At 60.5% G+C, this 22,755-nt stretch carries 24 protein-coding genes and 2 pseudogenes; 13 read left to right on the top strand and 13 right to left on the bottom strand.

The window, feature by feature from the left end:
• Window positions 1-43 precede the first annotated feature (43 nt).
• A complete protein-coding gene (locus HX823_RS02120) occupies window positions 44-802 on the top strand; it encodes an SDR family NAD(P)-dependent oxidoreductase (RefSeq protein WP_177074016.1) in 759 nt (252 codons plus the stop codon).
• Window positions 803-852: 50 nt separating this feature from the next.
• Window positions 853-1,758, top strand: coding sequence for a LysR family transcriptional regulator (locus tag HX823_RS02115; protein WP_038850605.1), 906 nt, complete (start codon window positions 853-855; stop codon window positions 1,756-1,758).
• Here HX823_RS02115 and HX823_RS02110 read toward each other — a convergent pair.
• Window positions 1,745-2,185 (bottom strand): multidrug/biocide efflux PACE transporter, encoded by a 441-nt coding sequence (locus tag HX823_RS02110; RefSeq protein ID WP_038850604.1) that lies wholly within the window; start codon window positions 2,183-2,185, stop codon window positions 1,745-1,747. The two genes, HX823_RS02115 and HX823_RS02110, sit on opposite strands and share 14 nt — an antisense overlap.
• 88 nt (window positions 2,186-2,273) lie before the next feature.
• On the opposite strand from HX823_RS02110, the gene HX823_RS02105 reads away from it, so the two are divergent.
• A complete protein-coding gene (locus HX823_RS02105) occupies window positions 2,274-3,128 on the top strand; it encodes a LysR family transcriptional regulator (RefSeq protein WP_177074015.1) in 855 nt (284 codons plus the stop codon).
• 10 nt (window positions 3,129-3,138) lie between these two features.
• Here HX823_RS02105 and HX823_RS02100 read toward each other — a convergent pair whose 3' ends face one another.
• Window positions 3,139-3,981 (bottom strand): LysR family transcriptional regulator, encoded by an 843-nt coding sequence (locus HX823_RS02100; protein ID WP_177074014.1) that lies wholly within the window; start codon window positions 3,979-3,981, stop codon window positions 3,139-3,141.
• A gap of 111 nt (window positions 3,982-4,092) precedes the next feature.
• Here HX823_RS02100 and HX823_RS02095 point away from each other — a divergent pair, with 111 nt between their 5' ends.
• Window positions 4,093-4,818 (top strand): SDR family oxidoreductase, encoded by a 726-nt coding sequence (locus HX823_RS02095; protein WP_177074013.1) that lies wholly within the window; start codon window positions 4,093-4,095, stop codon window positions 4,816-4,818.
• A 1-nt stretch (window position 4,819) separates the two neighbouring features.
• Here the strand turns inward: HX823_RS02095 and HX823_RS02090 are convergent, their stop codons facing one another.
• The 4 genes from HX823_RS02090 to HX823_RS02075 are packed head-to-tail and all read right to left on the bottom strand — an operon-like array spanning window position 4,820 to window position 7,345.
• The gene (locus HX823_RS02090) at window positions 4,820-6,028 is read right to left on the bottom strand and encodes an RNA polymerase sigma factor (RefSeq protein ID WP_177074012.1); all 1,209 of its coding nucleotides are present in this window, start codon (window positions 6,026-6,028) and stop codon (window positions 4,820-4,822) included.
• Entirely contained in the window at window positions 6,025-6,504 is a 480-nt protein-coding gene (locus tag HX823_RS02085) for an SRPBCC family protein (RefSeq protein ID WP_177074011.1), read from the bottom strand. Before HX823_RS02085 ends, HX823_RS02090 begins: the two co-directional genes overlap by 4 nt.
• Before the next feature lie 34 nt (window positions 6,505-6,538).
• Complete coding sequence (locus HX823_RS02080) at window positions 6,539-6,883, bottom strand: YciI family protein (RefSeq protein ID WP_033896286.1); 345 nt, start codon at window positions 6,881-6,883, stop codon at window positions 6,539-6,541.
• Between the two features lie 42 nt (window positions 6,884-6,925).
• Window positions 6,926-7,345: a nuclear transport factor 2 family protein gene (locus HX823_RS02075; RefSeq protein WP_038850594.1), complete on the bottom strand. Its 420-nt coding sequence runs from the start codon at window positions 7,343-7,345 to the stop codon at window positions 6,926-6,928.
• A gap of 149 nt (window positions 7,346-7,494) precedes the next feature.
• Here HX823_RS02075 and HX823_RS02070 point away from each other — a divergent pair, with 149 nt between their 5' ends.
• Both HX823_RS02070 and HX823_RS02065 read left to right on the top strand, forming a co-directional pair.
• Window positions 7,495-8,028, top strand: coding sequence for a GNAT family N-acetyltransferase (locus HX823_RS02070; protein ID WP_177074010.1), 534 nt, complete (start codon window positions 7,495-7,497; stop codon window positions 8,026-8,028).
• A gap of 137 nt (window positions 8,029-8,165) precedes the next feature.
• Window positions 8,166-9,341: a hypothetical protein gene (locus HX823_RS02065; RefSeq protein WP_177074009.1), complete on the top strand. Its 1,176-nt coding sequence runs from the start codon at window positions 8,166-8,168 to the stop codon at window positions 9,339-9,341.
• 49 nt (window positions 9,342-9,390) lie between these two features.
• Here the strand turns inward: HX823_RS02065 and HX823_RS02060 are convergent, their stop codons facing one another.
• Complete coding sequence (locus HX823_RS02060; RefSeq protein ID WP_177074008.1) at window positions 9,391-9,873, bottom strand: GyrI-like domain-containing protein; 483 nt, start codon at window positions 9,871-9,873, stop codon at window positions 9,391-9,393.
• Window positions 9,874-10,069: 196 nt separating this feature from the next.
• Here HX823_RS02060 and alaC point away from each other — a divergent pair, with 196 nt between their 5' ends.
• On the top strand, window positions 10,070-11,281 hold the full coding sequence (alaC, locus tag HX823_RS02055; RefSeq protein WP_038850588.1) for an alanine transaminase: 1,212 nt from the start codon (window positions 10,070-10,072) through the stop codon (window positions 11,279-11,281).
• Window positions 11,282-11,422: 141 nt separating this feature from the next.
• On the opposite strand, the gene HX823_RS02050 is transcribed toward alaC, so the two are convergent.
• Both HX823_RS02050 and HX823_RS02045 read right to left on the bottom strand, forming a co-directional pair.
• Complete coding sequence (locus tag HX823_RS02050) at window positions 11,423-12,775, bottom strand: GntP family permease (protein ID WP_017738791.1); 1,353 nt, start codon at window positions 12,773-12,775, stop codon at window positions 11,423-11,425.
• Window positions 12,776-12,859: 84 nt separating this feature from the next.
• Complete coding sequence (locus tag HX823_RS02045) at window positions 12,860-13,393, bottom strand: gluconokinase (RefSeq protein ID WP_033896292.1); 534 nt, start codon at window positions 13,391-13,393, stop codon at window positions 12,860-12,862.
• A 212-nt stretch (window positions 13,394-13,605) separates the two neighbouring features.
• Here HX823_RS02045 and HX823_RS02040 point away from each other — a divergent pair, with 212 nt between their 5' ends.
• From HX823_RS02040 to HX823_RS02015, 6 genes are all read left to right on the top strand, one after another.
• Window positions 13,606-14,637, top strand: coding sequence for a LacI family DNA-binding transcriptional regulator (locus tag HX823_RS02040; RefSeq protein WP_161630256.1), 1,032 nt, complete (start codon window positions 13,606-13,608; stop codon window positions 14,635-14,637).
• Between the two features lie 40 nt (window positions 14,638-14,677).
• On the top strand, window positions 14,678-15,310 hold the full coding sequence (locus HX823_RS02035) for a glutathione S-transferase family protein (RefSeq protein WP_061449324.1): 633 nt from the start codon (window positions 14,678-14,680) through the stop codon (window positions 15,308-15,310).
• A 15-nt stretch (window positions 15,311-15,325) separates the two neighbouring features.
• Complete coding sequence (locus HX823_RS02030) at window positions 15,326-16,063, top strand: NAD(P)-dependent oxidoreductase (protein ID WP_177074007.1); 738 nt, start codon at window positions 15,326-15,328, stop codon at window positions 16,061-16,063.
• Between the two features lie 8 nt (window positions 16,064-16,071).
• Window positions 16,072-17,481, top strand: a complete 1,410-nt coding sequence (locus tag HX823_RS02025; protein WP_177074006.1) for an MFS transporter — start codon at window positions 16,072-16,074, stop codon at window positions 17,479-17,481.
• Window positions 17,482-17,609: 128 nt separating this feature from the next.
• Window positions 17,610-18,059 (top strand): hypothetical protein, encoded by a 450-nt coding sequence (locus tag HX823_RS02020; RefSeq protein WP_177074005.1) that lies wholly within the window; start codon window positions 17,610-17,612, stop codon window positions 18,057-18,059.
• Window positions 18,060-18,235: 176 nt separating this feature from the next.
• Complete coding sequence (locus HX823_RS02015; protein ID WP_177074004.1) at window positions 18,236-18,757, top strand: hypothetical protein; 522 nt, start codon at window positions 18,236-18,238, stop codon at window positions 18,755-18,757.
• A gap of 122 nt (window positions 18,758-18,879) precedes the next feature.
• Here HX823_RS02015 and HX823_RS32230 read toward each other — a convergent pair.
• The 4 genes and pseudogenes from HX823_RS32230 to HX823_RS02000 all read right to left on the bottom strand — a co-directional run.
• Window positions 18,880-19,293: pseudogene (locus HX823_RS32230) on the bottom strand (methyl-accepting chemotaxis protein); the annotation flags it as partial.
• A gap of 129 nt (window positions 19,294-19,422) precedes the next feature.
• A pseudogene (locus tag HX823_RS32225) lies at window positions 19,423-20,199 on the bottom strand (PAS domain-containing protein); the annotation flags it as partial.
• Window positions 20,200-20,363: 164 nt separating this feature from the next.
• Window positions 20,364-21,752: an aromatic amino acid lyase gene (locus HX823_RS02005; protein WP_177074002.1), complete on the bottom strand. Its 1,389-nt coding sequence runs from the start codon at window positions 21,750-21,752 to the stop codon at window positions 20,364-20,366.
• Window positions 21,749-22,753, bottom strand: a complete 1,005-nt coding sequence (locus HX823_RS02000) for an ornithine cyclodeaminase family protein (protein ID WP_038850573.1) — start codon at window positions 22,751-22,753, stop codon at window positions 21,749-21,751. Before HX823_RS02000 ends, HX823_RS02005 begins: the two co-directional genes overlap by 4 nt.
• Window positions 22,754-22,755 lie beyond the last annotated feature (2 nt).

The following is a 22,755-nucleotide window of genomic DNA, read 5'->3' as shown; positions in this document are numbered from 1 at the left end:
ATAAATACACTCGCTGCCACTGATCACCTGAGAGGACCGCACCATGACCCGTAAAATCGCACTCATCACCGGCGCCAGCCGTGGCCTGGGCAAAAGCGCCGCGTTGCACCTGGCGGCACAGGGCGTTGACATCATCGGCACCTACCACAGTGCGGCAACTGAAGCCCAAGCGGTGGTCGAACAGGTTCAGGCCCTGGGTGGCCGCGCCGCCATGCTGCAACTGGATGTGAGCCAGAGTGGCCGCTTCGATGGTTTTGTCGGTGAAGTCGGCCGCTTGCTCAAGGATGTATTCGCACAGGATCACTTCAACTGTCTGATCAACAACGCCGGCATCGGCGCCCACGCCAGTTTTGCCGAGACCACCGAAGCGCAGTTCGACCAACTGGTGGCGATCCACTTCAAGGCACCGTTTTTCCTCACGCAAAAACTGCTGCCGCTGATCCGCGATGGCGGGCGCATCATCAATATCTCCAGCGGCCTGGCGCGGTTCAGTCTGCCGGGGTATGCGGCCTATGCCTCGATGAAAGGCGCCGTGGAAGTGCTGTCGCGCTACCAGGCCAAGGAACTGGGCCCGCGCGGGATCACCGTGAACACCCTGGCTCCCGGCGCGATTGCCACCGATTTCAGCGGCGGCGCGGTGCGCGACAACCCGGATGTGAATGCGATGGTGGCCAACAACACGGCCCTGGGGCGCGCCGGTTTGCCGGACGACATCGGCGGCGCGATTTCCACGCTGCTGGCCGATGGCAGCAACTGGATCACTGGCCAGCGCATCGAGGCCTCGGGCGGCATGTTTCTCTGAACATTCTGCGCTAGCATCCATGCCTTCAGATCACTGACAGGCAATCACCGATGAGTTTTGATCCAGGTTTGGCCGGCGGCATGGGCGTATTGGCGGCCGTGGTCGACAGCGGCAGTTTCGCCCGCGCCGCCGACAGCCTGGACATGACCCCCTCGGGGGTCAGCCGGGCGATTTCCCGCCTGGAAAAACGCCTGGGCATCCGCCTGTTCGACCGCACCACCCGTTCAGTGCAATTAACCGACGAGGGGCGACGTTTCTACCAGGAAATCGCCCCACTGCTGGCCGGCCTCGAAGACGCCGCCAACGCCGCTGCCGACAGTGCATTGACCGTGCGCGGACGCCTGCGGGTAAACATCGACCCGTACTTCTCGCGGCTGGTGTTGGGCCCGGTACTCGGCGACTTCATGCGCCTTTATCCGCACCTGCAACTGGACCTGCACACCCGCGACCAACTCGGTGACCTGGTGGCCGACGGGTTCGACCTGGCGATTCGCTTCGGTATCCCGCAATCCTCCTCGTTGATCGCCCGCAAGCTGATGGAAGTGCGCGTGCTGACCCTGGCCTCCCCGGCCTACCTTGAGCAGTACGGTCGCCCCACAGTCCCGCAAGACCTGGAAACCGGGCACATGTGCCTGGACTTTCGCGACTCGCAAACCGGTCGTCCGTTTGCCTGGGAATTCCACCGCCCCGGCGAAAAGCTGATCGTGCGCACCAATGGCCGCCTGGTGGTCAACGATGCCAGCACCTTGTACAGCGTGTGCGAACACGGGCACGCGGTGGCGCAGATGCTCGACCTCGGGCTGGCGCCGGCGCTTAAGGCCGGCGGGTTAGTGGAGTTGTTTGCGGATTGGCCGGACGAGCGTTTTCCGTTGTACGCCTACTACCCGTCGCGGCATTTGCCCGCCGCCAAGGTGCGGGCGTTCCTGGATTTTGTCGCCGGGCTCAAGCTTGGCTAGGCAGGCGCTGCTGTACGACTTTTTCCCGGATCACGTCATACCCCCAGTGATACACATAGGTGTAAGGCAGGAAGAACAGCAGCACGCCAATATCGAGCATAAACGCCTGCATCAGGCTGATGTTGAGCCACGCGGCAATCAACGGCACCGCGACGATGATCAGTCCGCCTTCGAACATCAGCGCATGCAACACCCGCGTCCAACCGCCACCCGAGAGTTGCAGGCGCACCTTGAGGCGGTCGAACAGACTGTTGAAAATGATGTTCCAGGTCAGCGCCAACAGGCTCAAGCCCAGGGTCACCGCACCCATTTCCAGGGCCGGCCGCCCGGTGATCCAGACTAGCAGCGGTGTACAGATCAACAACGCCAGGCCTTCGAAACCCAGGGCTTGGCAAACACGTTCAGTAATCGACTTGGTGGGGTGCATGACCCTTCTCCGTAAGTGACGATGGTTGCCATGATTACCCTTTGAATCGATACTTCATAACTAATAACCATCGATCAAGGCGATAGTCATGGCCTCCCACGAAGTGCTGCAAGCGTTTGTCCAGGCCGCGACCCAGGGCTCGTTTTCCGCGGCGGCGCGCAAGCTGGGCAAGAGCCAGTCCACCGTCAGCGCGGCAGTGGCGAGCCTGGAGATTGACCTGGATGTGGTGCTGTTCGACCGCAGCAGTCGCAAACCGACACTGACCCCGGCCGGGCATGTGCTGCTGCAACGCGCCGAGCAGGTGCTGGAGGCCAGCAGTCGTCTGGAGTTGGCGGCGAGCCAGTTGGCCCAGGGGTTGGAGCCCAAGGTGACGATCGCCATGTCCGACACCTACCAGTCGGAACGCTTCGAACTCGCCCTCAAGGCGTTCGAACAACGCTACCCGGACCTTGAGCTGGAATGGCTGATCGCCGAGTGCGAAGACCTGATCGCCCTGGTGCAGAGTGGCCGCGCACAGATTGCCTTGATCGAAGCCCAGGCGGTTTACCCGCCCGATCTGACCCGCTCGCCCGTTGCCGAACGCACGGAAATCGCGCTGTTCGTCGCACCCGACCACCCATTGACCCGCGTAGCGAACATCGACCCGCACGCCTTGCAACAACACCGTGAACTGCGCCTGGCGAGCATCATCAGCCCCAACGAAACGCGCCCCTCGGGCCGTGTGTGGTCGGCGCCGAGTTTTCTGATGCTGATGGAGATGGCGCAACTCGGCTTTGGCTGGGCAGAGTTACCGCGTTGGTTGGTGGAGCGTTTTGGCAACGCCGGGCTGGTTGAACTCAACGTCCGGGGTTGGCCCCGCTCGGTGGCGGTGGATGCGCTGTGGTCGCGGCAGCACCCACCGGGGCCGGCTGGTAGCTGGATGATGAGCCAGATGCTCGAATAATCCGCAAGGGTTATGCGGCCGACAATTGCGGCGGGCGGTTGTTCTGGAAGTATTCGTGCAAGGCACGCAACGCAGGCAGCTCCAGGGCTTGCGCGGCGAAACACAGTCCGACCCGACGCGTGGGTGCCGGCAAATGCCATTCACGAATCACCACACCGGCCCGCTCAACCGCCAGCGACAGCGGCAACATCGCTACGCCCACACCGGCCGCCACCATATGCAGCGCCTGGGTCAGCGAACCGGCGTGCCCGGCCACCGCTTGTGGCGAGCGACCGTACAGGGCCATCAAGCGCTGGTGTGAGTCGTGTTGTGGGCAGGTGATCCAGTCTTCAATCGGTGCCCAGGCCTGCTCCCTGCCCGACTGCGCCATGGGGTGCGCGACAGGCAACACCATCACGTAGGACTCTTCCCAAAGTGGCAGGAACAATTCGTCCTCACAGCACATTTCCTCCACGGCCAGACGCCCTTCGCCTTCGCAGCCTTCCTGCAAAGTCAGCAACAAGCCCGGCAGACCTTGGTGCGCCATGCGCAAGAAGGTTTCAATCTGGCTGTCGGCAATATCGCCTTCCACACCCAGTTCCAGCGCGATGCGATTTTCGCGTCCGCGAAACAAGCGGCTCAACGCCTCGGCTTCAGCCACCATGCGCCGCGCCTGGGGGTACAGCACACGCGCCTCGGCACTTACTTCCACACCCCGTGGTTGACGCACAAACAACGCCACGCCCAGCTCGTCTTCCAACTGCTTGATCGTCACCGACAACGTCGGCTGGCTGATAAACAACCGCTGGGCTGCCGCGGTGATATTTCGCTCTTCAAAGACTGCAAGAAATGCCTTGAGGTGACGAACATCCATAGCTTAATCCGATGACTGACAGAGAAATAAGGCATTTTTCAGCCTTGGCGACGGTAAATATACTGCGCTCACGATCCAGTTATCGATTTTTCTTATCTCAGGAGTTCATGCATGAGCAAGCCATTGATCATCATCACCGGCGCCAGCTCCGGTATCGGCGAAGCCACCGCCCGCCTGTTGTCGGCCGCCGGCCATCCGTTGTTGCTGCTGGCGCGTCGCATTGATCGCCTTAACGATCTGGGCCTGCCGAATACCTTGAACCGTGGTGTCGACATCACCGACCGCGCGGCCCTGGTCGCCGCCGTGCAAGAAGCCGAAGCCCAGTTCGGCCCGGCCGATGCGCTGATCAACAATGCCGGCGTCATGCTGCTGGGCGCCGTCAGCGAGCAAGACCCGGCGCAGTGGGAACAGATGCTGGATGTGAACGTAAAAGGCCTGCTCAACGGCATCCACGCCGTGGCCGGCAGCATGGTTGCGCGCCAAAGCGGCACTATCATCAACGTCAGCTCGGTGGCGGGTCGCAAGACATTCCCGAATCATGTGGCGTATGTCGGCACCAAGTTTGCCGTGCATGGGATTTCGGAAAACCTGCGCGAAGAATTGTCGCCGAGCAACGTGCGCGTTATCACCATTGCCCCAGGTGCGGTGGAAACCGAATTGCTCAGCCATACCACCGATGAAGCGATCAAGACCGGCTATCAGGCGTGGAAACACGACATGGGCGGCACCGTGCTCAGCGCCGATGACGTGGCCTCGGCGATTGCCTATGCCTACCAGCAGCCGCAGCATGTGTGCATTCGCGAAATTGTGTTGGCGGCGACGCGTCAGCAGCCTTGATTCAGCGTTCAGCCAAACGCTTTTCGATAAACCTGCGTTCGGGTGCTTGCTGGGTCAAGGCCAGCGCCCGTTCGTAGGCGACTCGTGCCTCTTCGACACGACCCAATTGCCGGTAAAACTCCCCGCACGCCGAGTGCGCCAGGTGGTAATCCAGCAACTCGCCACGCGCCAGAATCCCTTCTACCTGCTGCAATCCCGCCAAGGGCCCATCGCGCATGGCGAGTGCCACGGCGCGGTTCAGTTCGATCACGGCTGACGGCATCATCCTGAGTAACACATCATAGAGCCCGACGATCTGCGGCCAGTCGGTTTCACCCGCACTGGGCGCTTCGGCGTGCACCGCCGCAATTGCGGCTTGCAGGCAATACGGACCAAAGCGCCGTGTGCTCAGCGCGTGCTCCACCAGTGCACAGCCTTCACCGATCATGGACATATCCCACAGCGAGCGGTCCTGTTCATCCAGCAGCACCAATTCACCACTGGCTGAGGTGCGTGCCGGGCGACGGGATTCGTGTAGCAGCATCAACGCAAGCAGGCCCATGACTTCCGGTTCGGGCAGCAATTCCATCAACAATCGGCCTAGCCGAATGGCCTCACGGGTCAGATCTTCGCGGGTCAGGTCCGCCCCCATGGACGCCGAATAGCCCTCGTTGAACACCAGGTAAATCACCCGCAACACGCTCTCGAGGCGCTCGGGCAATTCGTCGCGGGATGGCACCTGGTAAGGGATCTTCGCCTCGCGGATCTTGCCCTTGGCCCGCACGATGCGCTGGGCAATGGTGGCCGGCGTGGCAAGGTACGCCCGGGCAATTTCTTCGGTGGTAAGGTCGCAGATCTCGCGCAAGGTCAACGCCGCCTGGGCATCGGCCGCCAACGCGGGATGGCAGCAGGTGAAGATCAGGCGCAGGCGGTCATCTTCCACGTCTTCATCGCTCCAGTCAGCGGCTTCCAGTGTATCGGCCTGCGCCTGCAACAACGGGGTGAAACGCGCCTGGCGGCGCAGACGGTCGATGGCCTTGAAGCGCCCGGTCGACACCAGCCAGGCGCGTGGATTGTCCGGCACTCCGTCTAGCGGCCAACGCTGCACCGCCACGAAAAACGCTTCATGCAGGGCTTCTTCGGCCAGGTCGAAATCGCCCAGCAAGCGAATCAGCGTCGCGAGGACCCGGCGTGATTCGCCGCGGTAAATGGCCTCGACCGACAGGGTCAATCGCGCATGCCCTCGGTCACCAGGGTGACCAGTCGATCCAGGCTCTGGCCCCAGCCGTCATGAAAGCCCATGGCTTCGTGGGCCTGCTTGTCTTCGGCACTCCAGTGCATGGCGCGGGCGGTGTAAAGCGTCTTGTTGCCCTCGATTTCCTGCAACGTCACTTCGGCGGTCATGAACGGCTTGCCAGACGGAATCCAGCCCGGCGTGAAGGCATCGGTAAACACCAACCGCCGTGGCGCGACGATTTCCAGAAACACACCCTGGGTCGGGTATTCGGCGCCGTCCGGTGCGCGCATCAAGGTGCGAAACAGGCCACCAACCCACAGGTTCATTTCGCACTCGGAGGTGGTCATGCCATGGGGCCCCCACCATTGCTGGAGCAAGGCGGGTTCGGTCCAGGCACGGAACACACGGCTGCGCGGTGCATCGATCACGCGGCTGATGGACAATTCAAACTCGGCAGGTTGCGTAGACATGGGGTAAACCTCTTGAGTCTTAGGGTTGTTGTATTCAGAGATTCAATTCACGCACAGGGCGCACTTCCACACTGCCGACCCGGGCGGCCGGAATGCCACCGGCCACTTGGATCGCCTCATTTAAATCACGGGCCTCGATCAGGTAGAACCCGGCGAGCTGCTCCTTGGTCTCGGCGAACGGCCCGTCAGTGACCGACAACTTGCCATTGCGCATGCGCACAGTGGTGGCGGTGGTCACCGACTCCAGCGGCTCGGCGGCCAGCATGCGGCCGCTGGCCTGAACCGACTGCGCGTAGGCGAAACACTCAGGGTCTGCCGGGCTGTCCGGCGAGGTGTGCAGCACCTGTTCGTTGCTGTAGATCAGGCAGAGATATTTCATGGGTTTCTCCGTTTTCGGACGACTGACTATAGATCGCGCGGGTCAAGGTTTCAGGTCGAACAGACCAGCGCCGGTTTCCATGTCGAACGGCGCGGACCAGTGCTCATGCACCACTTTCCATTGACCATCGATGCGCTGGTAGCCGGCGCTGACCCGCATCCAGCAGGTCTTGAGCACGCCGTCCGGGCCGGTGCCGCCGCAGTGGGCCAACCAGTGGGCGAAAGCGCTGTCTGCTCCGGCAACGATATGCAGCTCATGAAAGTCGAAAATGCCGGGGCCAGGGCAGAATTCCATACAGGCCTGCCAATGTGCCTGGTAAGCCGTCTTGCCCTTGAATTGCAGGGCGCCAACGGCGTCGAACGCGACGATATCGTCGGCGTAAAAGCTGACAATCTTCTCGACATCCTTAGCGGTGACCGCTTGTTTCCATTGGTCGATCAGGGTGTTGATGGCCGTGCTCATGGCGATACTCCTCGGGGTAGAAAACATCACGGAAGACACCCTTAGTCGAATGGCCCACCGGCCAATCGACAAGCCGCTTAAAAATAATTTCGCCCCCGGCAAACCCGCTAGAATCCACGCCTCTTTGTAGGATTTCGGATACGCACCCGATGGAAACCCGCCTCGCCCTGTATGAGACGTTGAGCCTTGCGCAGAAACAGCAACTCGACACCCTGCAAGTGCACCCCGAGCAACTGGCGTATTCCGGCGATATCTACTGTGCGCTGAACAGCCTGCTGGTCAATCCCCATCCTGACGCCATCAAGGGCTTCGCCCTGCTCGCCGACGAAACGCCCGTGGCCTTCCTGCTGCTCAAACGCCCGCCTTGCCTGCCCCACTGGGCGGATGAGCACAGCGCGACCTTGCATGCGTTGCAGGTGGATCGGCATCAGCAAGGGCGTGGCTTCGGCAAAGCCTGCCTGCAGGCGCTGCCCGCAGCGGCGTTGCAGGCGTGGCCGCAGATTCAGGGGCTGGAGTTGTCGGTGGATACGGAGAATGGGGCGGCGATGGGGTTGTATCTGTCGGCCGGTTGGATAGATAGCGGGGAGGCGTATAAGGGGCGGATTGGGTATGAGCGCAGGTTGAGGTGGGTGTTTGGTCATCCAAAGAGTGGCCAAGCCTTTAGCAATCAAACAAGCGAATAATCCGTAGACTGTCTACTGTCAGATCTGACAGCTGCGCATGAGAGAGAATCTGTCGTTCAATGGCGTTCCATCGTCGTCGCATTGAGCAGTCAGCAAGCAGGTATGGATACCTCTATTCTCTCCCAAGGAGCAGGCCAATGAGCATTCCTACAAGGCGTTCAGGCACCAACACCAACACCGCAGGCAGCAAGGATCTGAGCTTCGGTAATACCACGCCTAAGACAGGCGAAACGTTTTTTTCGCAGATTTCGGGTATTTCTAGATCTCTGGCCAATGGTTCAGTGATCACGGTTGGCGTCGGTTATTTTGAAAACGCGCCTTACATCGCAGTGTTCAAACATACAGCCGAAGGTGAGCCCGACCCGAATTATCAACCCGTATTCATTCCAGCAACGGACTTCGTCGAGTTATTCAACCTGGTCATCCAACCCGACGGCCGGCCGCTGCTGCTGTTTGCATTGGGGAGTGCTCAGATTGCGATGGCGGTTCGTTTCAATGTTGACGGCACAACCGACTCCAGCTTTGGCGACGGCGGCACACGCTCACTCAACACCCGCATCTACCCAGGACTCTTACCCAGAAGCGGCCTGGCTGTCCAACCAGACGGGAAAATCCTGGTCGCCTTCCGGAACCTGTCAAACAGCTTCATCTTTCAATTGGACAGCGACGGCACGATCATCAACTTCGGCCAGCAAGGCCCCATCACTTTGAACGGCACAATCCTCACGTCATTGATCCTAACCTCGCAAGGGTTCGTGGTAGGCGGCTATAGAGGAAATCAAACGCTGGCTTTGGGCTTTGACGCCAACGGCAATCCTGACTCGGGGTTTGGTAACAACGGTGAAGTGGTCCTGGCCCAGGACAACCTTGCGATTTCTGACATGGCCTCCGGCCCACAAGGCAGCATTGGCGTCGTGGGTACCGATCGTTACTCACCCCAAGAGCGAAATTTCATTACAAAGCTTCAGCCCAATGGCACACCCAGCCAAGACTTCCATCAGGGCAACCTGCTTATCACAGATACTGGTTTGGGCTCCTATACGGACGTGTTATTCCAAAGCGATGGAAAAATGGTTGCACTGGCTCGTGCAGAGGCAAAAGGACGTTTTGTCAACCTGATCAGGCATACGTTGACAGGGCTGTGGGACAACACCTTCGGCGTTGATGGCGTTGCAGAAGCCTATAGAGATCCGCAAGGCCGTCCTCTAAGTGCCTACGTCACACAGCTAGAACTGGTGCAACCTAACGATAAATTACAAACTTCGGGATACGTGTCCGGCGGGTCATATATCGCGCGTTCGCTGAGCGTCTAGCCGCCCAACCCAAAGCTGACAGGGGCCAGCCTACCGGCCCCTGTGCCTGTCAGGCTTTCTGCCCCACCGGCAACCAGATCTCCACCGTCCCGGTGCCCTTGCGCGCATCAAAATCTGCGCTGTAGCGCTCGAAATCCGCGCCCATCACCTTGTAGCCCGAGTGCGGCAGCCATTCGAACATGATGCGCTCGTAGGTTTGCTCAAGCGCCTGCACCGGTCCGTAATGCGGGAACACGGCGTAGTTGAGCGGTGGGATTTCGATGACTTCGAAGTTGCCTGGCACATCGGCTTTGGTCGGGACTTCGACACCGGCCATGTAGTCGAACTCGCCGTGCTTGGGGTTGTGGCAAACGCCATAGGTCACACCGCCCACACGCTTCTTGATGTCCTTGATGCAGGTGTCGAACAACTCCCACAGTTTGGGGATATCCCCCACGGTGGCCTTCGAATAACGCCCTTGCACCCCGGCGATCACCAGGGCTTTACCGGCTTCCATGCGTGGCTCTAACGGTTGTTTTGTCTGCTGATCCATACGAACAGTCTCCTTCTTATAAGGGAACAAACCCGCATCGAGTATAGGGGCATATCCGCATTGGGCTCCATGCAGAAAATTTTCCTACGCATCTGGACAACCGGCCATCATCGACCGTATTGTCTGCCCCGCAGGCCACCGCAGTGGCCGACGTCGCTCGGACGGTTCCGGGCGCTTACGTACTCTCGAGGCAACAATGGCAGACCAAGGTTCGCCGCGCCGCTTTGCGCGCATAGATCGACTCCCCCCTTACGTTTTCAACATCACGGCTGAGCTGAAGATGGCTGCGCGTCGGCGCGGCGAAGACATCATCGACTTGAGCATGGGCAATCCTGACGGCGCCACGCCGCCGCACATTGTCGAAAAACTCGTACAAGTGGCCCAGCGTGAAGACACCCACGGTTATTCCACGTCCAAAGGCATTCCGCGCCTGCGCCGGGCGATTTCGCGCTGGTACAAGGATCGCTATGAAGTGGACATCGACCCTGAGTCCGAAGCCATCGTGACCATCGGTTCCAAGGAAGGCCTGGCGCACTTGATGCTGGCCACCCTGGACCAGGGCGACACCGTGCTGGTGCCCAACCCGAGCTACCCGATCCACATCTACGGTGCGGTGATTGCCGGCGCGCAAGTGCGTTCTGTGCCGCTGGTGCCGGGCGTGGACTTCTTCGCGGAGCTGGAACGGGCGATTCGCGGCTCGATCCCCAAGCCGAAGATGATGATCCTCGGCTTTCCGTCCAACCCGACCGCGCAGTGCGTGGAACTGGACTTCTTCGAACGTGTGATCGCCCTGGCCAAGCAATACGACGTGCTGGTGATCCACGACCTGGCGTACGCCGACATCGTCTACGACGGCTGGAAAGCCCCGTCGATCATGCAAGTGCCGGGCGCCAAGGACATCGCGGTGGAGTTTTTCACCTTGTCCAAGAGCTACAACATGGCCGGCTGGCGCATCGGTTTCATGGTGGGCAACCCGGAACTGGTCAACGCCCTGGCGCGCATCAAGAGTTACCACGACTACGGCACCTTCACCCCGCTGCAAGTCGCCGCCATTGCAGCACTGGAAGGTGACCAGCAGTGCGTGAAAGACATCGCCGAGCAGTACCGCCAACGCCGCAATGTGCTGGTCAAGGGCCTGCATGAACTGGGCTGGATGGTGGAAAATCCGAAGGCGTCGATGTACGTGTGGGCGAAGATTCCCGAGCAATATGCCGCCATGGGCTCGCTGGAATTTGCCAAGAAGCTGCTGCTGGAGGCCAAGGTGTGTGTGTCGCCGGGGATTGGGTTTGGCGAGTATGGCGATGATCACGTGCGCTTTGCGCTGATCGAGAACCAGGACCGGATCCGCCAGGCGGTGCGGGGGATTCGCGGGATGTTCAGGGCGGATGGGCTGGTCACTAAAGCCTGACCCAATCCAACTGCAGGAATATGGTTAAAACTGTGGGAGCGGGCTTGCTCGCGAATGCGTTGGATCAGTCACCCAATACATTGACTGACACTCCGCATTCGCGAGCAAGCCCGCTCCCACAGTTGTTTTGTGGTGTACCTGTTACACCACCAACGACAACAGCATGATGAAGATCAACGCCACGACGGACAGAATCGTCTCCATTGCCGTCCACGTCTTGAACGTCTCGGCTACCGTCATATTGAAGTACTGCTTCACCAGCCAGAACCCCGCATCGTTGACGTGAGACAGGATCAACGAACCCGCCCCCGTCGCCAGCACCAGCAGCTCACGGTTAACCCCCGGAATCATCCCCACCACCGGCACCACAATGCCAGCGCCGGTAATGGTCGCCACCGTGGCCGAACCGGTTGCCACGCGAATCACCGCCGCCACCAGCCACGCCAGCAGGATCGGGTTGATCTGCGCGTTTACCGCCATATGGCCGATTACATCACCCACGCCGCTGGTCACCAGCATCTGCTTGAAGCCACCGCCGGCACCGATGATCAGGATGATCGCAGCGGTCGGCGCCAGGCTGGCATCGAGCAGTTTGAGGATCTGTTTGGAGTGGATGCCCTGGCGATGGCCAAAGGTGTACAGCGACAGCAGCAATGCCAACAACAGGGCGGAGATCGGGTGACCGATCATGTCCATCCAGTTGCGCACGATGTGGCCGTCCGGCAAGCCGATATCTGCGAAGGTTTTGAGCAGCATCAGGAACACCGGCAACAACACGGTAATCAGGGTGATGCTGAAGCTCGGCAGGTTTTTGTGTTCCGACTCGCGGGCCAGTTGATCGACCAGTTCCTGGGACGGGTTGCCCGGGATGTACTTGGCGATGAACGTACCGAAGATCGGGCCGGCGATGATGGCGGTCGGCAGTGCGACGATCAGGCCGTAGAGGATGGTCTTGCCGATATCCGCGCCAAACACGCCGATGGCCAGCAGCGGGCCCGGATGCGGTGGCACCAGGCCATGTACCGCCGAGAGACCGGCCAGCAGCGGAATGCCGATCTTGATCAGCGACACGCCGGTACGCCGTGCCACGATAAACACCAGCGGGATCAGCAGCACAAAGCCGATCTCGAAGAACAGCGGGATGCCCACCAGGAACGCGGCGAACATCATGGCCCACTGGACCTTCTCTTTGCCGAAGGCGCGGATCAGGGTCTGTGCGATCTGATCGGCACCGCCGGATTCGGCCATCATCTTGCCGAGCATCGTGCCCAGCGCGAGGATGATGCCGACAAAGCCGAGCACCCCGCCAAAACCGTCCTGGAACGCCTTGATGATCTTGTCCACGGGCATGCCCGAGGTCAGGCCGAGGAAGCCGGCCGCGATGATCAGCGCAATGAACGGGTGCACCTTGAACTTGGTGATCAGAACGATCAACCCAATGATTGTGACCACTGCATCAAGCAGCAGGTAGGACTCGTGGGACATGCCAAACATGGGGGGTCTCTCCTGTTTGTTGTTGTTATTAAAGCGGGTGTTGAATTTCCTGCCGGGGATAGCGCTATCTTTTCCGGCAAAAAATTAATGAGTAGGTTCAAAGCCGTGTTGCAGCCACCAGGCGTTGGTCTGCTCGGCCAGTTCCTCGACGCTGTCTTCACTGGCGTTGAGGGCCAGGGTCAGCGGTTCGCCTTTGGGCGATTCAAGGGTGGCGAACTGGCTGTCGATGAGGCTGGCCGGCATGAAATGCCCAGGGCGATGGGACACGCGGTCGGCGGCTACGGCGCGGGTCAGCTCCAAAAAGACAAAACCCAGGCCCGGCGCGGCTTCGCGCAGGTGGTCGCGGTATTTCTTTTTCAGGGCGGAGCAGGTGAGCACGGGATGCTCGCCCGCTTTGAGCGAACGGCGCAGTTCATCGCAGAGGATGTCGAGCCAGCCGGCGCGGTCGTCGTCGTTGAGGGGGTGGCCGGCGCTCATCTTTTCGATGTTGGCGGCAGGGTGAAAGCTGTCGCCTTCAATGGCGGTGGCACCGTTCAGGCGGCACAGGGCCTCGCTGACGCTGGACTTGCCACAGCCGGAAACACCCATGATGACCAGGGCGGTAACAGGTTGACTCATGAAACACCTCAGGACGCAGATAGCGCTACCTTTGCACGCTGTAAGGCTAGTGCAAAAACAGGCTTTTCCCGCGCCGTCTTGTCATTTTTATGGAGTGACGCGTGCATCCGCTCCAATCATTTGAACCGGATCAGGCAACCCAAAGTTCAAGAATTTGCAGCCTTTTGGAGACAGCGCTACCTTAGTGCCTCGATTTTTGTTTGGCAAGCCGCCTGATGACCTCCAAGAACGATAAAAAATTGCGCACCACGGGTCGCCCGACCCTTAACGAAGTCGCCCGCCTGGCCGGCGTCAGCCCGATTACCGCCTCCCGCGCCCTGCGCGGTATCAGCACCGTGGCCACCGAACTGGTGGAAAAAGTGCAGCAGGCCGCCGCCGAACTCAATTATGTGGTCAACCCCGCCGCCCGCGCCCTGGCCTCGGCCCAGAGCCATTCGGTGGTGGTGTTGGTGCCGTCGCTGTCCAACCTGCTGTTTATCGAAACCCTCGAAGCCATCCACCAGGTGCTGCGGCCCAAGGGCTTTGAAGTGCTGATTGGCAACTCCCACTATTCCCGTGATGAAGAAGAAAACCTGCTGCGCAACTACATGGCCTACCAGCCACGGGGTTTGCTGCTGACCGGGTTTGATCGCACCGAAAGCGCCCGACGGATGGTCGAGGCCAGCAATGTGCCCTGCGTCTATATGATGGATTTGGACCCGAACGCCGGGGTGAACTGCGTAGGGTTCTCGCAATTGAGCGCGGGCGAAACGGCGGCGGCGCATCTGTTGTCCCGTGGTTACAAACGCTTGGCTTACATCGGCGCGCAGTTGGACCAACGCACGTTGCTGCGCGGCGAAGGGTTCCGCCGAGCGCTGCAACAAGCCGGCTTGTACGACCCGGCGCTGGAATTGCTGACGCCGCGCCCCTCCTCCGTGGGCCTGGGCGGCGAACTCTTCCTGCAACTGCTGGCCGCCCATCCCGACGTGGACGCCATCTTCTTCGGCAACGACGACCTGGCCCAGGGCGCCTTGCTGGAAGCCATGCGCCATGGCATCAAGGTGCCGGAACGTGTGGCCGTGCTGGGATTCAACGACCTGCCCGCCTCGTCCTTCATGGTGCCGCGCCTGAGCAGCATCAGCACCCCGCGTGAAGCGATTGGGCGGCGTGCGGCGGAGCATCTGTTGACGATCATGGCGGGTAACAAGATCGCCAAGCCGGTGGTGGACATGGGGTTTGAGTTGCAGGTGCGGGAGAGTACCTGACCCTGCTAGATTGGTTGCTCTCCACTGCCAGGGAAGCACCATGGGACACTCACTGAAAATCTTGGGCCGCACGTCCTCCATCAACGTGCGCAAAGTGCTCTGGACCTGCCAGGAGCTGGGCATCGATTACCAGCGCGAAGACTGGGGCATCGGCTACACCCCCACCCAATCCCCGGAATTCCTCGCCCTGAACCCCAACGCCCAGGTACCGGTATTGATCGATGACCACGGCGTGTTGTGGGAGTCCAACACCATCTGCCGTTACCTGGTCAGCCTCTACCAACGCCACGACCTGCTCCCCGCCGAACCCGCCCCACGGGCCCGGGTGGAGCAATGGATGGACTGGCAAGCGACCGAGCTCAACCCGTCCTGGGGCTACGCGTTCCATGCGCTGGTGCGCCAGAACCCGGACTATCAGGACCCACAGCGCATCCAGGCCGGCGTGCAGGCCTGGAACGACAAGATGGGCCTGCTGGAACAACAGTTGCTCAAGACCGGCGCCTACGTCACCGGCGATGAATTCACCCTGGCCGACATCCTCGTCGGCCTCTCGGTACACCGCTGGCGCAACGCGCCGCTGGAGCATCCGCCCTACCCGGCGGTGGAGGCGTATTACCAGCGCCTCAGCCAGCGCCCCGGTTTCAAAACCTTTGCCCTCGACGGCCATAACTAAAACAAGGACTGCACCGTGAAAGGACTCAACGTACTGCTCACCGGCGCCTGCGGCAGAATCGGCAAGACGTTTTTCGACGCCTCCAAAGACCGTTACCGCTTCACCCTCACCGACCGCATCGCGCCGGATTTCGATCTGGGCGTGCACCGCTTCGTGCACGCCGATCTCAGCGACAAATCCAGCCTGGCGGCCTTGCTCGACGGCATCGACGTGATCGTGCACCTGTCGGGCATCCCCCACGCCAGCGCGTCGTTCGATGAATTGCTGCCCAATAACATCCTCGCCACCACCTACCTGTTCGAAGCCGCCGTGGCCGCCGGAGTCAAGCGCCTGGTGTTCGCCAGCAGCGCGCAAACCATCGAAGGCTACCCGGTAGACCGCCAGATCACGCCCGGCATGCCGGTGATGCCCGCCAACCTGTACGGCGTGAGTAAATGCTACGGCGAGGCGCTGTGTGGCTACTACGCCGCGAAAACCGCGTTGTCGACCATTGCCCTGCGCATCGGCGCCTTCGAATTCCCCGAAACCCACGACCTCAACAACGCCCGCGACCTCAGCGCCTGGCTCAGCCCGCGTGACGCGGTGCAGTTGCTGCAACGCTCGGTGGAAGCCGAGGGCGTGAAGCACCTGATCGCCCATGGCATTTCCAATAACCGCTTCAAGCGCCTGGACCTGAGCGAAACCACGCGGGTGCTGGGTTACCATCCCCAGGATGATGCGTTTCAGACATTCGAGATTCCGATCACTTATTGAGTTTCCCCATGCCCGCACTCTCTAGCACCGACGGCATCGATCCGATCCGCGCCGCCCATATCAGCGCACGCATCGATCGCCTGCCTGCCGTCGCCACGGTCTGGCGCCTGGTGGCGTTGCTGTCCATCGGCGGCTTTTTCGAGCTGTACGACCTGTTCCAGACCGCCTACATCAGCCCCGGCCTGATCAGTGACGGAATCTTCCACACCGGCAGCGAAGGCGTATTCGGTTTCTCGGACCAGGCCGCCTTTGCCTCGGCAACCTTCCTCGGCCTGTTCCTCGGCGCCAGCCTGCTCAGCCCTATCGCCGACCGTTTCGGACGGCGGGCGATCTTCACCTTTGCGTTGATCTGGTACACCGTCGCCACGGTATTGATGGGCATCCAGACCTCCGCCGTGGGCATCATTTGCATGCGTTTCCTGGTCGGCATTGGCCTGGGCATTGAACTGGTAACCATCGACGCCTACCTCTCGGAACTGGTGCCCAAGCGCATGCGCAGTTCGGCGTTTGCCTTTGCGTTTTTTATCCAGTTCCTGTCAGTGCCGTCGGTGGCGTTGATGTCGTGGTGGCTGGTGCCACAGGCGCCGTTCGGCGTGTCCGGCTGGCGTTGGGTGGTGTTGTCGAGCGCCGTGTTTGCGCTGTTTATCTGGCAATTGCGCAAGCGTTTACCAGAGTCGCCGCGTTGGCTTGCACAAAAAGGGCGTTTCGAAGAAGCCGGTGTGATCATGGACAACCTTGAAGCGCGCTGCCAGAAGGATCATGGCAAACCCTTGGATGAACCCGAGCCCGAAGCCGTCAGCGTGCAGGGTGATGGCCGCTTTGCCGATATCTGGCAACCGCCTTACCGCCGCCGCGCCTTGATGCTGATCGTGTTTCATGTGTTCCAGGCCATCGGCTTCTTCGGTTTTGGCAACTGGCTGCCAGCGTTGCTGTCGGGCCAGGGCGTCAGCGTGACCCACAGCTTGCTCTACGCCTTCATCATCACCCTCGCCTACCCGTTGGGGCCGTTGTTGTTCGTGAAGGTGGCCAACCGTTTTGAAAACAAATGGCAGATCGTCGGCTCGGCGCTGGGCGCGATGGTCTTCGGCAGCCTGTTCGCCCTGCAAACCACGGCGGTGGGGCTGGTGATCTGTGGGGTGATGATCACCTTCTGCAACGCCTGGCTGAGCTTCAGTTATCACTCGTACCAAAGTGAATTGTTCCCCACCAACATCCGCGCACGGGCGGTAGGGTTCTGTTACTCGTTCAGCCGCTTGTCCACGGTGTTCAGCAGTTTGTTGATCGGCTTCATCCTTGAACACCTGGGCACACCGGGCGTGTTGGCGTTCATTGCCAGCAGCATGTTGATCGTGATGATCACCATCAGTTGGTTCGGGCCGCGTACGCGGAACCTGGCGCTGGAAAACATCTCGCACTGACGGCAACGCTGCCATTTGTCGTGACTGTTATTTCTGACAGTAGACTTGAAGTCGCTTTAGGCATCAGATTTTGAGCAGGGCTAGGACAGCTCTATGAAGCCCCTTAGCGAACACATCAGGATAACGTCATGACAAATTCCCAAGTTGAACGCGACGACAAAAATCCCACCAACGGAACGTTCACAGCACAACTCGTCAGAGGCAATGTGATTCTTGAATTCAGAGCCGATGAAATCAGATTAAGAAAAACAGCCTTCCGCTATATTTTGGACGCCACGATGCAAGGCTCCAATGTCGTCTTCTTTGAGTTCCACCTCCCACTTGGAATTACAGGAAACCGAGACAAATACCCCATCCGCAACCCCAACGGACAGGTGACTGCCACTTGCGACTTGAAGTACACCTCCGACCCTTCACCCCTCAGGTTTCAAGCTGAGTCCGGAGAGATTACATTTTATGAATTCAATACCAGCACTGGAAAAGTCCATGCGAGGTTCTACATGAGAGCCACAGGTACAGGGGGTGAGTTGTTGGAAGTCAATGGAGGGGAGATGCAGTTAGTGGGTATCGGCCTTTGAAATAATAAGCAGGCCTACAGGGGGCTTTCAAACTGCCAGCAACCGGCAAGAATTGGCCGGCAGCAGGACAACTCTTGCCATAGCGGCTTGGTCCAGGCCCCCAACTCCCTAGCGTTCACACCCGGCACGCTATTTGCTGCACCTGTGGCACCGAACATTTCCCCAGGTGACCGATCATGCTGGTTAACAACAACACCTTAGCCGTGTCGACCGTTCAACAACTCAAACGGCCCGACATGGACCCCGCCAACGCCGCTGCCAGCGCGCTGTACAGCGGTGCCCTGCAAGCCGCGCAACAAAGCGTGACCGTGCCGGCCGCGCAGAAGGAACTGGACAAGGCCAACGACCGCATCGACGAGGCCTTCGCCAAGACCCGCGTGCAGTTGCAGACGTCCACAGAGGCGGTCACTGCCGCTACGGCGACACCGGACGTACCGAAAACCGGCGCCACCGCCAGCACTGCGCGCTCTGAGTTCACTGACTACATGAGCAAATCCCCGGCCGAGCGCATCCGTGAGCAATTGCTCAAGGAACAAGGTTTGACCGAGGCGGACGTGCAGAACATGTCCCAGGAAAAGCAGGATGCGATTTCCAAACAAGTGGCCGAACGCCTGAAGCAGCAGCAAGAGCAGCAGGTAGCGGCAAAGACCGTTGACCCGCAGGCGCAGGCGGTGAAAGAGACCCTGGCTGCGATCTAAGCCGCACTTGTGTGGGAGCTGGCTTGCCAGCGATGCGGATCACTCGGTGTTTCTGATGTACCGAGGTGATGCTTTCGCAGGCAAGCTCCCACAGTGATCGGGTTATCAAGCTGACAATGCGTTTATTGCAGTTGCAACGTCGAATTGAACTGCCCGATCGCATCCACCACATGCCGTGACCCTTCCTGAATCTCCAGGATCACCTGCCCCGCTTCATTCGCCAATTCCACCCCCAAGCCCGTGCGGCTCAAGCTCGATTGCATGCTCGATACCGCGCTCAGCGACAAGTCGTGGTTCTTGCGCACCACATCGACGATTTCCACCGTCGCCTGGCTGGTTCGCGCCGCCAAGCTGCGCACCTCGTCCGCCACCACCGCAAAGCCGCGCCCATGCTCACCGGCCCGTGCCGCTTCGATCGCGGCGTTGAGCGCGAGCATATTGGTCTGCTCGGCAATGCTGCGGATGGTCTGCACGATGGCGCCAATGATGTCCGATTGTTTGCTGACCGCATCGATGCTCTGCGCCGCTTGGTTCAGGTCGTGGGAAATCTCCTCGATGATCTGCACGGTTTGCTGCACCACTTCCGAGCCCTTGCGGGCGCAGGCGTCGTTTTGCACCGAGGTGGCGTGGGCCGAGTCGGCCGCGTTACGCAGGGTGGTGACCTGGTCAGTGATGTCGCTGGCGAACTTCACCACTTTGTACAGGCGCCCATTGGTGTCGAAGATCGGGTTGTAGGACGCTTCCAGGAACAGGGTCTTGCCGTACTTGTTTTTGCGCTCGAAGCGGTGCGAGTGGTATTCGCCACGGTTGAGCGACGCCCAGAACGCTTTGTAGGCCGGCGATTCCACTTCGTTGCGGTGGCAAAACAGGCTGTGGTGCTGGCCGACGATTTCATCCAGGGAGTACTGCACGGTCTTCAGGAAGTTTTCGTTGGCGTTGAGGATCTGGCCCTGCGGGGTGAATTCGATCACCGCCATGGACCGGCCGATGGCGTCGATCAAGCTCTGGTTTTCATGTTCGTGGTGGACCCGCGCGGTAATGTCCGACGCGACTTTGATCACGCTTTGAACGTGATTGTTCTTGTCCAGCACCGGCATGTAGCTGGCTTCCAGCCACACTTCCTGGCCGTGCTTGTTCAAGCGCATGAAGGTGCCACTGAGGGCCTCGCCCCGCGCCAGGTCGCGCCAGAGCTTGGCGTAGGCGTCGGTATGGGTGTAGGCCTCTTCGCAAAAGAGCCGGTGATGTTTGCCGCGTATTTCCTCGGCGCTGTAGCCCATGGTTTTGCAGAAGTTGTCGTTGGCGTCGAGGATGACGCCACTGGGGTCGAACTCGATCATGGCCATGGAACGGCTGATGGCGGCCAGTTTGGCATTGGATTCAGTGAGGGCGCAGGAGAAACGTTCGATTTCTTGCAGGTCGGATTTGTGATGGCGGTTGAACATGTTCGGATCACCCTTCAATTACCCGCGCCTGGGGAGGCGCATTCCATTCACGGATTGAATGTTGCTGGCAGATCTTTATAGGAACAACCATCCGAATCGCTTTATATGCCAAGCGTCATCAACGGTTCTGGATCAGCATAGACAGGGCTTGGCGCTATGCAAGGTCACCCGTCAAACCCGGTCTGGGTGATAAAGGCACTCAACGCCAGCACATCCACCGCGCCTGAGCGATCCTGATCCAGATGGGCCACCTGGCTGCGCACGGCTGCATGGACCTGCCGTGCACCGTACCCCAAGCGCAGCTCACCGCGCAGGTCCACCGCCTGCGCGGCAACGATCAGTTCGATACTGGCCAGCCACAATACCCGCTCGGTCAGGCGACGGGTCTTGTCGACCACGGCCAAGGCTTGGCCCGCATAGTCTTCAACACGGTCCGCCACCGGCACGCTCACCGCTGGCAGCGGATTGGCCAAGTGACCGATTTCTGCGACCAATGCTGAACTGGTGCGCTGCAAGGCGGCCATGCCGACGTGGCCGGGCTGAGTGATGAGGAAGCGCGGCAGATCACTCGAAGCCGGCGATAGCAACTTGGCAATCCGCTCGGCGCTGCATGCGGCCACTCGATTGAGCGCCAGGCCCAGGCCTTCAGCCGCCAGCGCCAAATGCGTGCTGTCGAAATTTGCCGTGGCTAACACAAGCGCCTCTTCGCTGATCAACGCCGGGTTATCCGCACCGCTACGCAGTTCCAGTTCGACCAGCTCATGCAGCTGTCGCAACGCCTGCTGCGCCGCACCCTGGACCACCGTGGCGCAGCGAAAGCTCAAGGGGTCCTGCAGACGGCGTGGGCTGTCAGCCAGTTGACCGCCGTCCAGCAACTGCAACAACGCCGCCGACTGGTCGGTTTGCCCCGGTGCCGCCCGCAGGCGCGAAGCCCATGGCTGGAACGGACTAAGGTTGGCCCGATAGCCCTCGCACGATAACGCCAGCGCCGCCAGCACCGCTGCCAACACTTGCTGTGCCTCGGCGACCAGCAATGCGCCGAGCCCGACACTGGCGGCATTCGCCGAGACCAGCGCTAATCCATCCTTGCCGGTCAAAGGCACCGAAAGCGCCAGGCTCAAGTGTGCTAACGGCGCCAGGTCACTCTCGCCCAAAGAGCCGAGTAACGGCACTTGCGGTTCGGCACCGGAGTTAAGTAAATCCAGCAACGCCTGCGCAGCTTGCGCTGAAATACCCGAACGCCCCTGAGCCAATCCCGCCAGGCGCGCAGCAGTGATGGCGCGCAGCTCCTGGCGATTGGCCAAGCGTCCTACACCCACCGCGCGCCCCAACGGAATACTCGCCTGCACGGGCGCCACCGGCGTGTCCACCGCAGCACCGAGGCCGGTATTTACGCCGTAAATCGGCGTGCCTTCAGCCGCCAGTTTCACCAACAACTGGTGGCCTTCATCGATGCGCTGACGGGCCTGCACAGAGAAATCCGCCGATACATCCTGCCGGGCAATCGCCAGCAAATCTGCCAGGGCTAAACCTTTGGGATCGAAGTGAATCATGCCCAGCGCAGCCGCTGGCCAATCCCCAGGCGCTTGGCTTTTTCCAGCAGTGCATGGCCCAGCGCGATGTCACTGAGGCTCAGGCCACGGTGCCAGAACAGGATGGTTTCCTCGGCGGTTTCCCGGCCGGTTTTCAAGCCGGCCACGATCTGGCCCAGCTCGGCATGCAGGGTTTCGGCACTGAGTTTGCCAGCGTCGACATGGGCACGTAGCGCGCCAAAAAGCCCGCCTTTGCACTGGCCCCAATCATCCACGACCAACTTGCTCATGATCTCGGTAAGCGACAATTCCACCGCGCTCATGGTGCCGTAGGGCACCACAAAGGCGCCGGGTTTGATCCACCCGGTGCGCAACAAGGGCTCGGGCTGATCCAGCCTCGACGCCTCGACCACGATGTCGGCGCCACGCACAGTGGACTCCCAATCGTCGGTAACGATCACCGGTTTGCCCAGGTCCTTGCGCAGGCGCTCAGCGAAGGCTTCGCGGCTTTCGCTGCGACGTGAGTGCACGCGGATTTCGTCGAAGTCGAACAGGTGATCCAGCAAGCGCACGTTCCAATACGCCGTGCCACGCGCGCCAATGTGCGCCAGCACTTTGCTGTCGGGCCGGGCCAGGTATTTGGCGCCGATGGCCGTAATCGCACCGGTGCGCATATCGGTGATCGCCGAGGCATCCAGGATCGCCTTGGGAATCCCGGTGGCCGGGTCCAGCAGGTTGAGGATGGCCAATTCCGAGGGCAAGCCCTTGCGGTAGTTGTCGACAAAATCCCCCACCACTTTGACGCCGGCATAGCCGATATCGCCGCCGAGTACACCGCGCAATACGTTGAAGTGGCCGTTGATCTCACCGCCGGGAATCAGGTGGGTACGCGGCTCGATCACCGCCTCGCCACGGCCCTGGATCGCCAGGCTGGCTTCGATGGCGGTGAGGATCTCGTCGTTGGTAAGGCCCAGTTCGTCGATGTCCAGGCCGTTGAGAAAATCGATGTAGATCGGTTGCATGG

Origin of the sequence: Pseudomonas sp. P7759 (genome assembly GCF_013386445.1) — a bacterium.
Classification (GTDB): domain Bacteria; phylum Pseudomonadota; class Gammaproteobacteria; order Pseudomonadales; family Pseudomonadaceae; genus Aquipseudomonas; species Aquipseudomonas azotoformans_A.
The sequence above is the reverse complement of the archived record's forward strand: the minus strand, read 5'-3'. Positions and strand labels throughout refer to the sequence as shown.

Bases quoted from the DNA above. Each gene is read 5' to 3' on its own strand.
- HX823_RS02120 (WP_177074016.1), top strand. From the start codon at position 44: ATGACCCGTAAAATCGCACTCATCACCGGCGCCAGCCGTGGCCTGGGC.
- HX823_RS02115 (WP_038850605.1), top strand. From the start codon at position 853: ATGAGTTTTGATCCAGGTTTGGCCGGCGGCATGGGCGTATTGGCGGCC.
- HX823_RS02110 (WP_038850604.1), bottom strand. From the start codon at position 2,185: ATGCACCCCACCAAGTCGATTACTGAACGTGTTTGCCAAGCCCTGGGT.
- HX823_RS02105 (WP_177074015.1), top strand. From the start codon at position 2,274: ATGGCCTCCCACGAAGTGCTGCAAGCGTTTGTCCAGGCCGCGACCCAG.
- HX823_RS02100 (WP_177074014.1), bottom strand. From the start codon at position 3,981: ATGGATGTTCGTCACCTCAAGGCATTTCTTGCAGTCTTTGAAGAGCGA.
- HX823_RS02095 (WP_177074013.1), top strand. From the start codon at position 4,093: ATGAGCAAGCCATTGATCATCATCACCGGCGCCAGCTCCGGTATCGGC.
- HX823_RS02085 (WP_177074011.1), bottom strand. From the start codon at position 6,504: ATGTCTACGCAACCTGCCGAGTTTGAATTGTCCATCAGCCGCGTGATC.
- HX823_RS02080 (WP_033896286.1), bottom strand. From the start codon at position 6,883: ATGAAATATCTCTGCCTGATCTACAGCAACGAACAGGTGCTGCACACC.
- HX823_RS02075 (WP_038850594.1), bottom strand. From the start codon at position 7,345: ATGAGCACGGCCATCAACACCCTGATCGACCAATGGAAACAAGCGGTC.
- HX823_RS02070 (WP_177074010.1), top strand. From the start codon at position 7,495: ATGGAAACCCGCCTCGCCCTGTATGAGACGTTGAGCCTTGCGCAGAAA.
- HX823_RS02065 (WP_177074009.1), top strand. From the start codon at position 8,166: ATGAGCATTCCTACAAGGCGTTCAGGCACCAACACCAACACCGCAGGC.
- HX823_RS02060 (WP_177074008.1), bottom strand. From the start codon at position 9,873: ATGGATCAGCAGACAAAACAACCGTTAGAGCCACGCATGGAAGCCGGT.
- alaC (WP_038850588.1), top strand. From the start codon at position 10,070: ATGGCAGACCAAGGTTCGCCGCGCCGCTTTGCGCGCATAGATCGACTC.
- HX823_RS02050 (WP_017738791.1), bottom strand. From the start codon at position 12,775: ATGTTTGGCATGTCCCACGAGTCCTACCTGCTGCTTGATGCAGTGGTC.
- HX823_RS02045 (WP_033896292.1), bottom strand. From the start codon at position 13,393: ATGAGTCAACCTGTTACCGCCCTGGTCATCATGGGTGTTTCCGGCTGT.
- HX823_RS02035 (WP_061449324.1), top strand. From the start codon at position 14,678: ATGGGACACTCACTGAAAATCTTGGGCCGCACGTCCTCCATCAACGTG.
- HX823_RS02025 (WP_177074006.1), top strand. From the start codon at position 16,072: ATGCCCGCACTCTCTAGCACCGACGGCATCGATCCGATCCGCGCCGCC.
- HX823_RS02020 (WP_177074005.1), top strand. From the start codon at position 17,610: ATGACAAATTCCCAAGTTGAACGCGACGACAAAAATCCCACCAACGGA.
- HX823_RS02015 (WP_177074004.1), top strand. From the start codon at position 18,236: ATGCTGGTTAACAACAACACCTTAGCCGTGTCGACCGTTCAACAACTC.
- HX823_RS02005 (WP_177074002.1), bottom strand. From the start codon at position 21,752: ATGATTCACTTCGATCCCAAAGGTTTAGCCCTGGCAGATTTGCTGGCG.
- HX823_RS02000 (WP_038850573.1), bottom strand. From the start codon at position 22,753: ATGCAACCGATCTACATCGATTTTCTCAACGGCCTGGACATCGACGAA.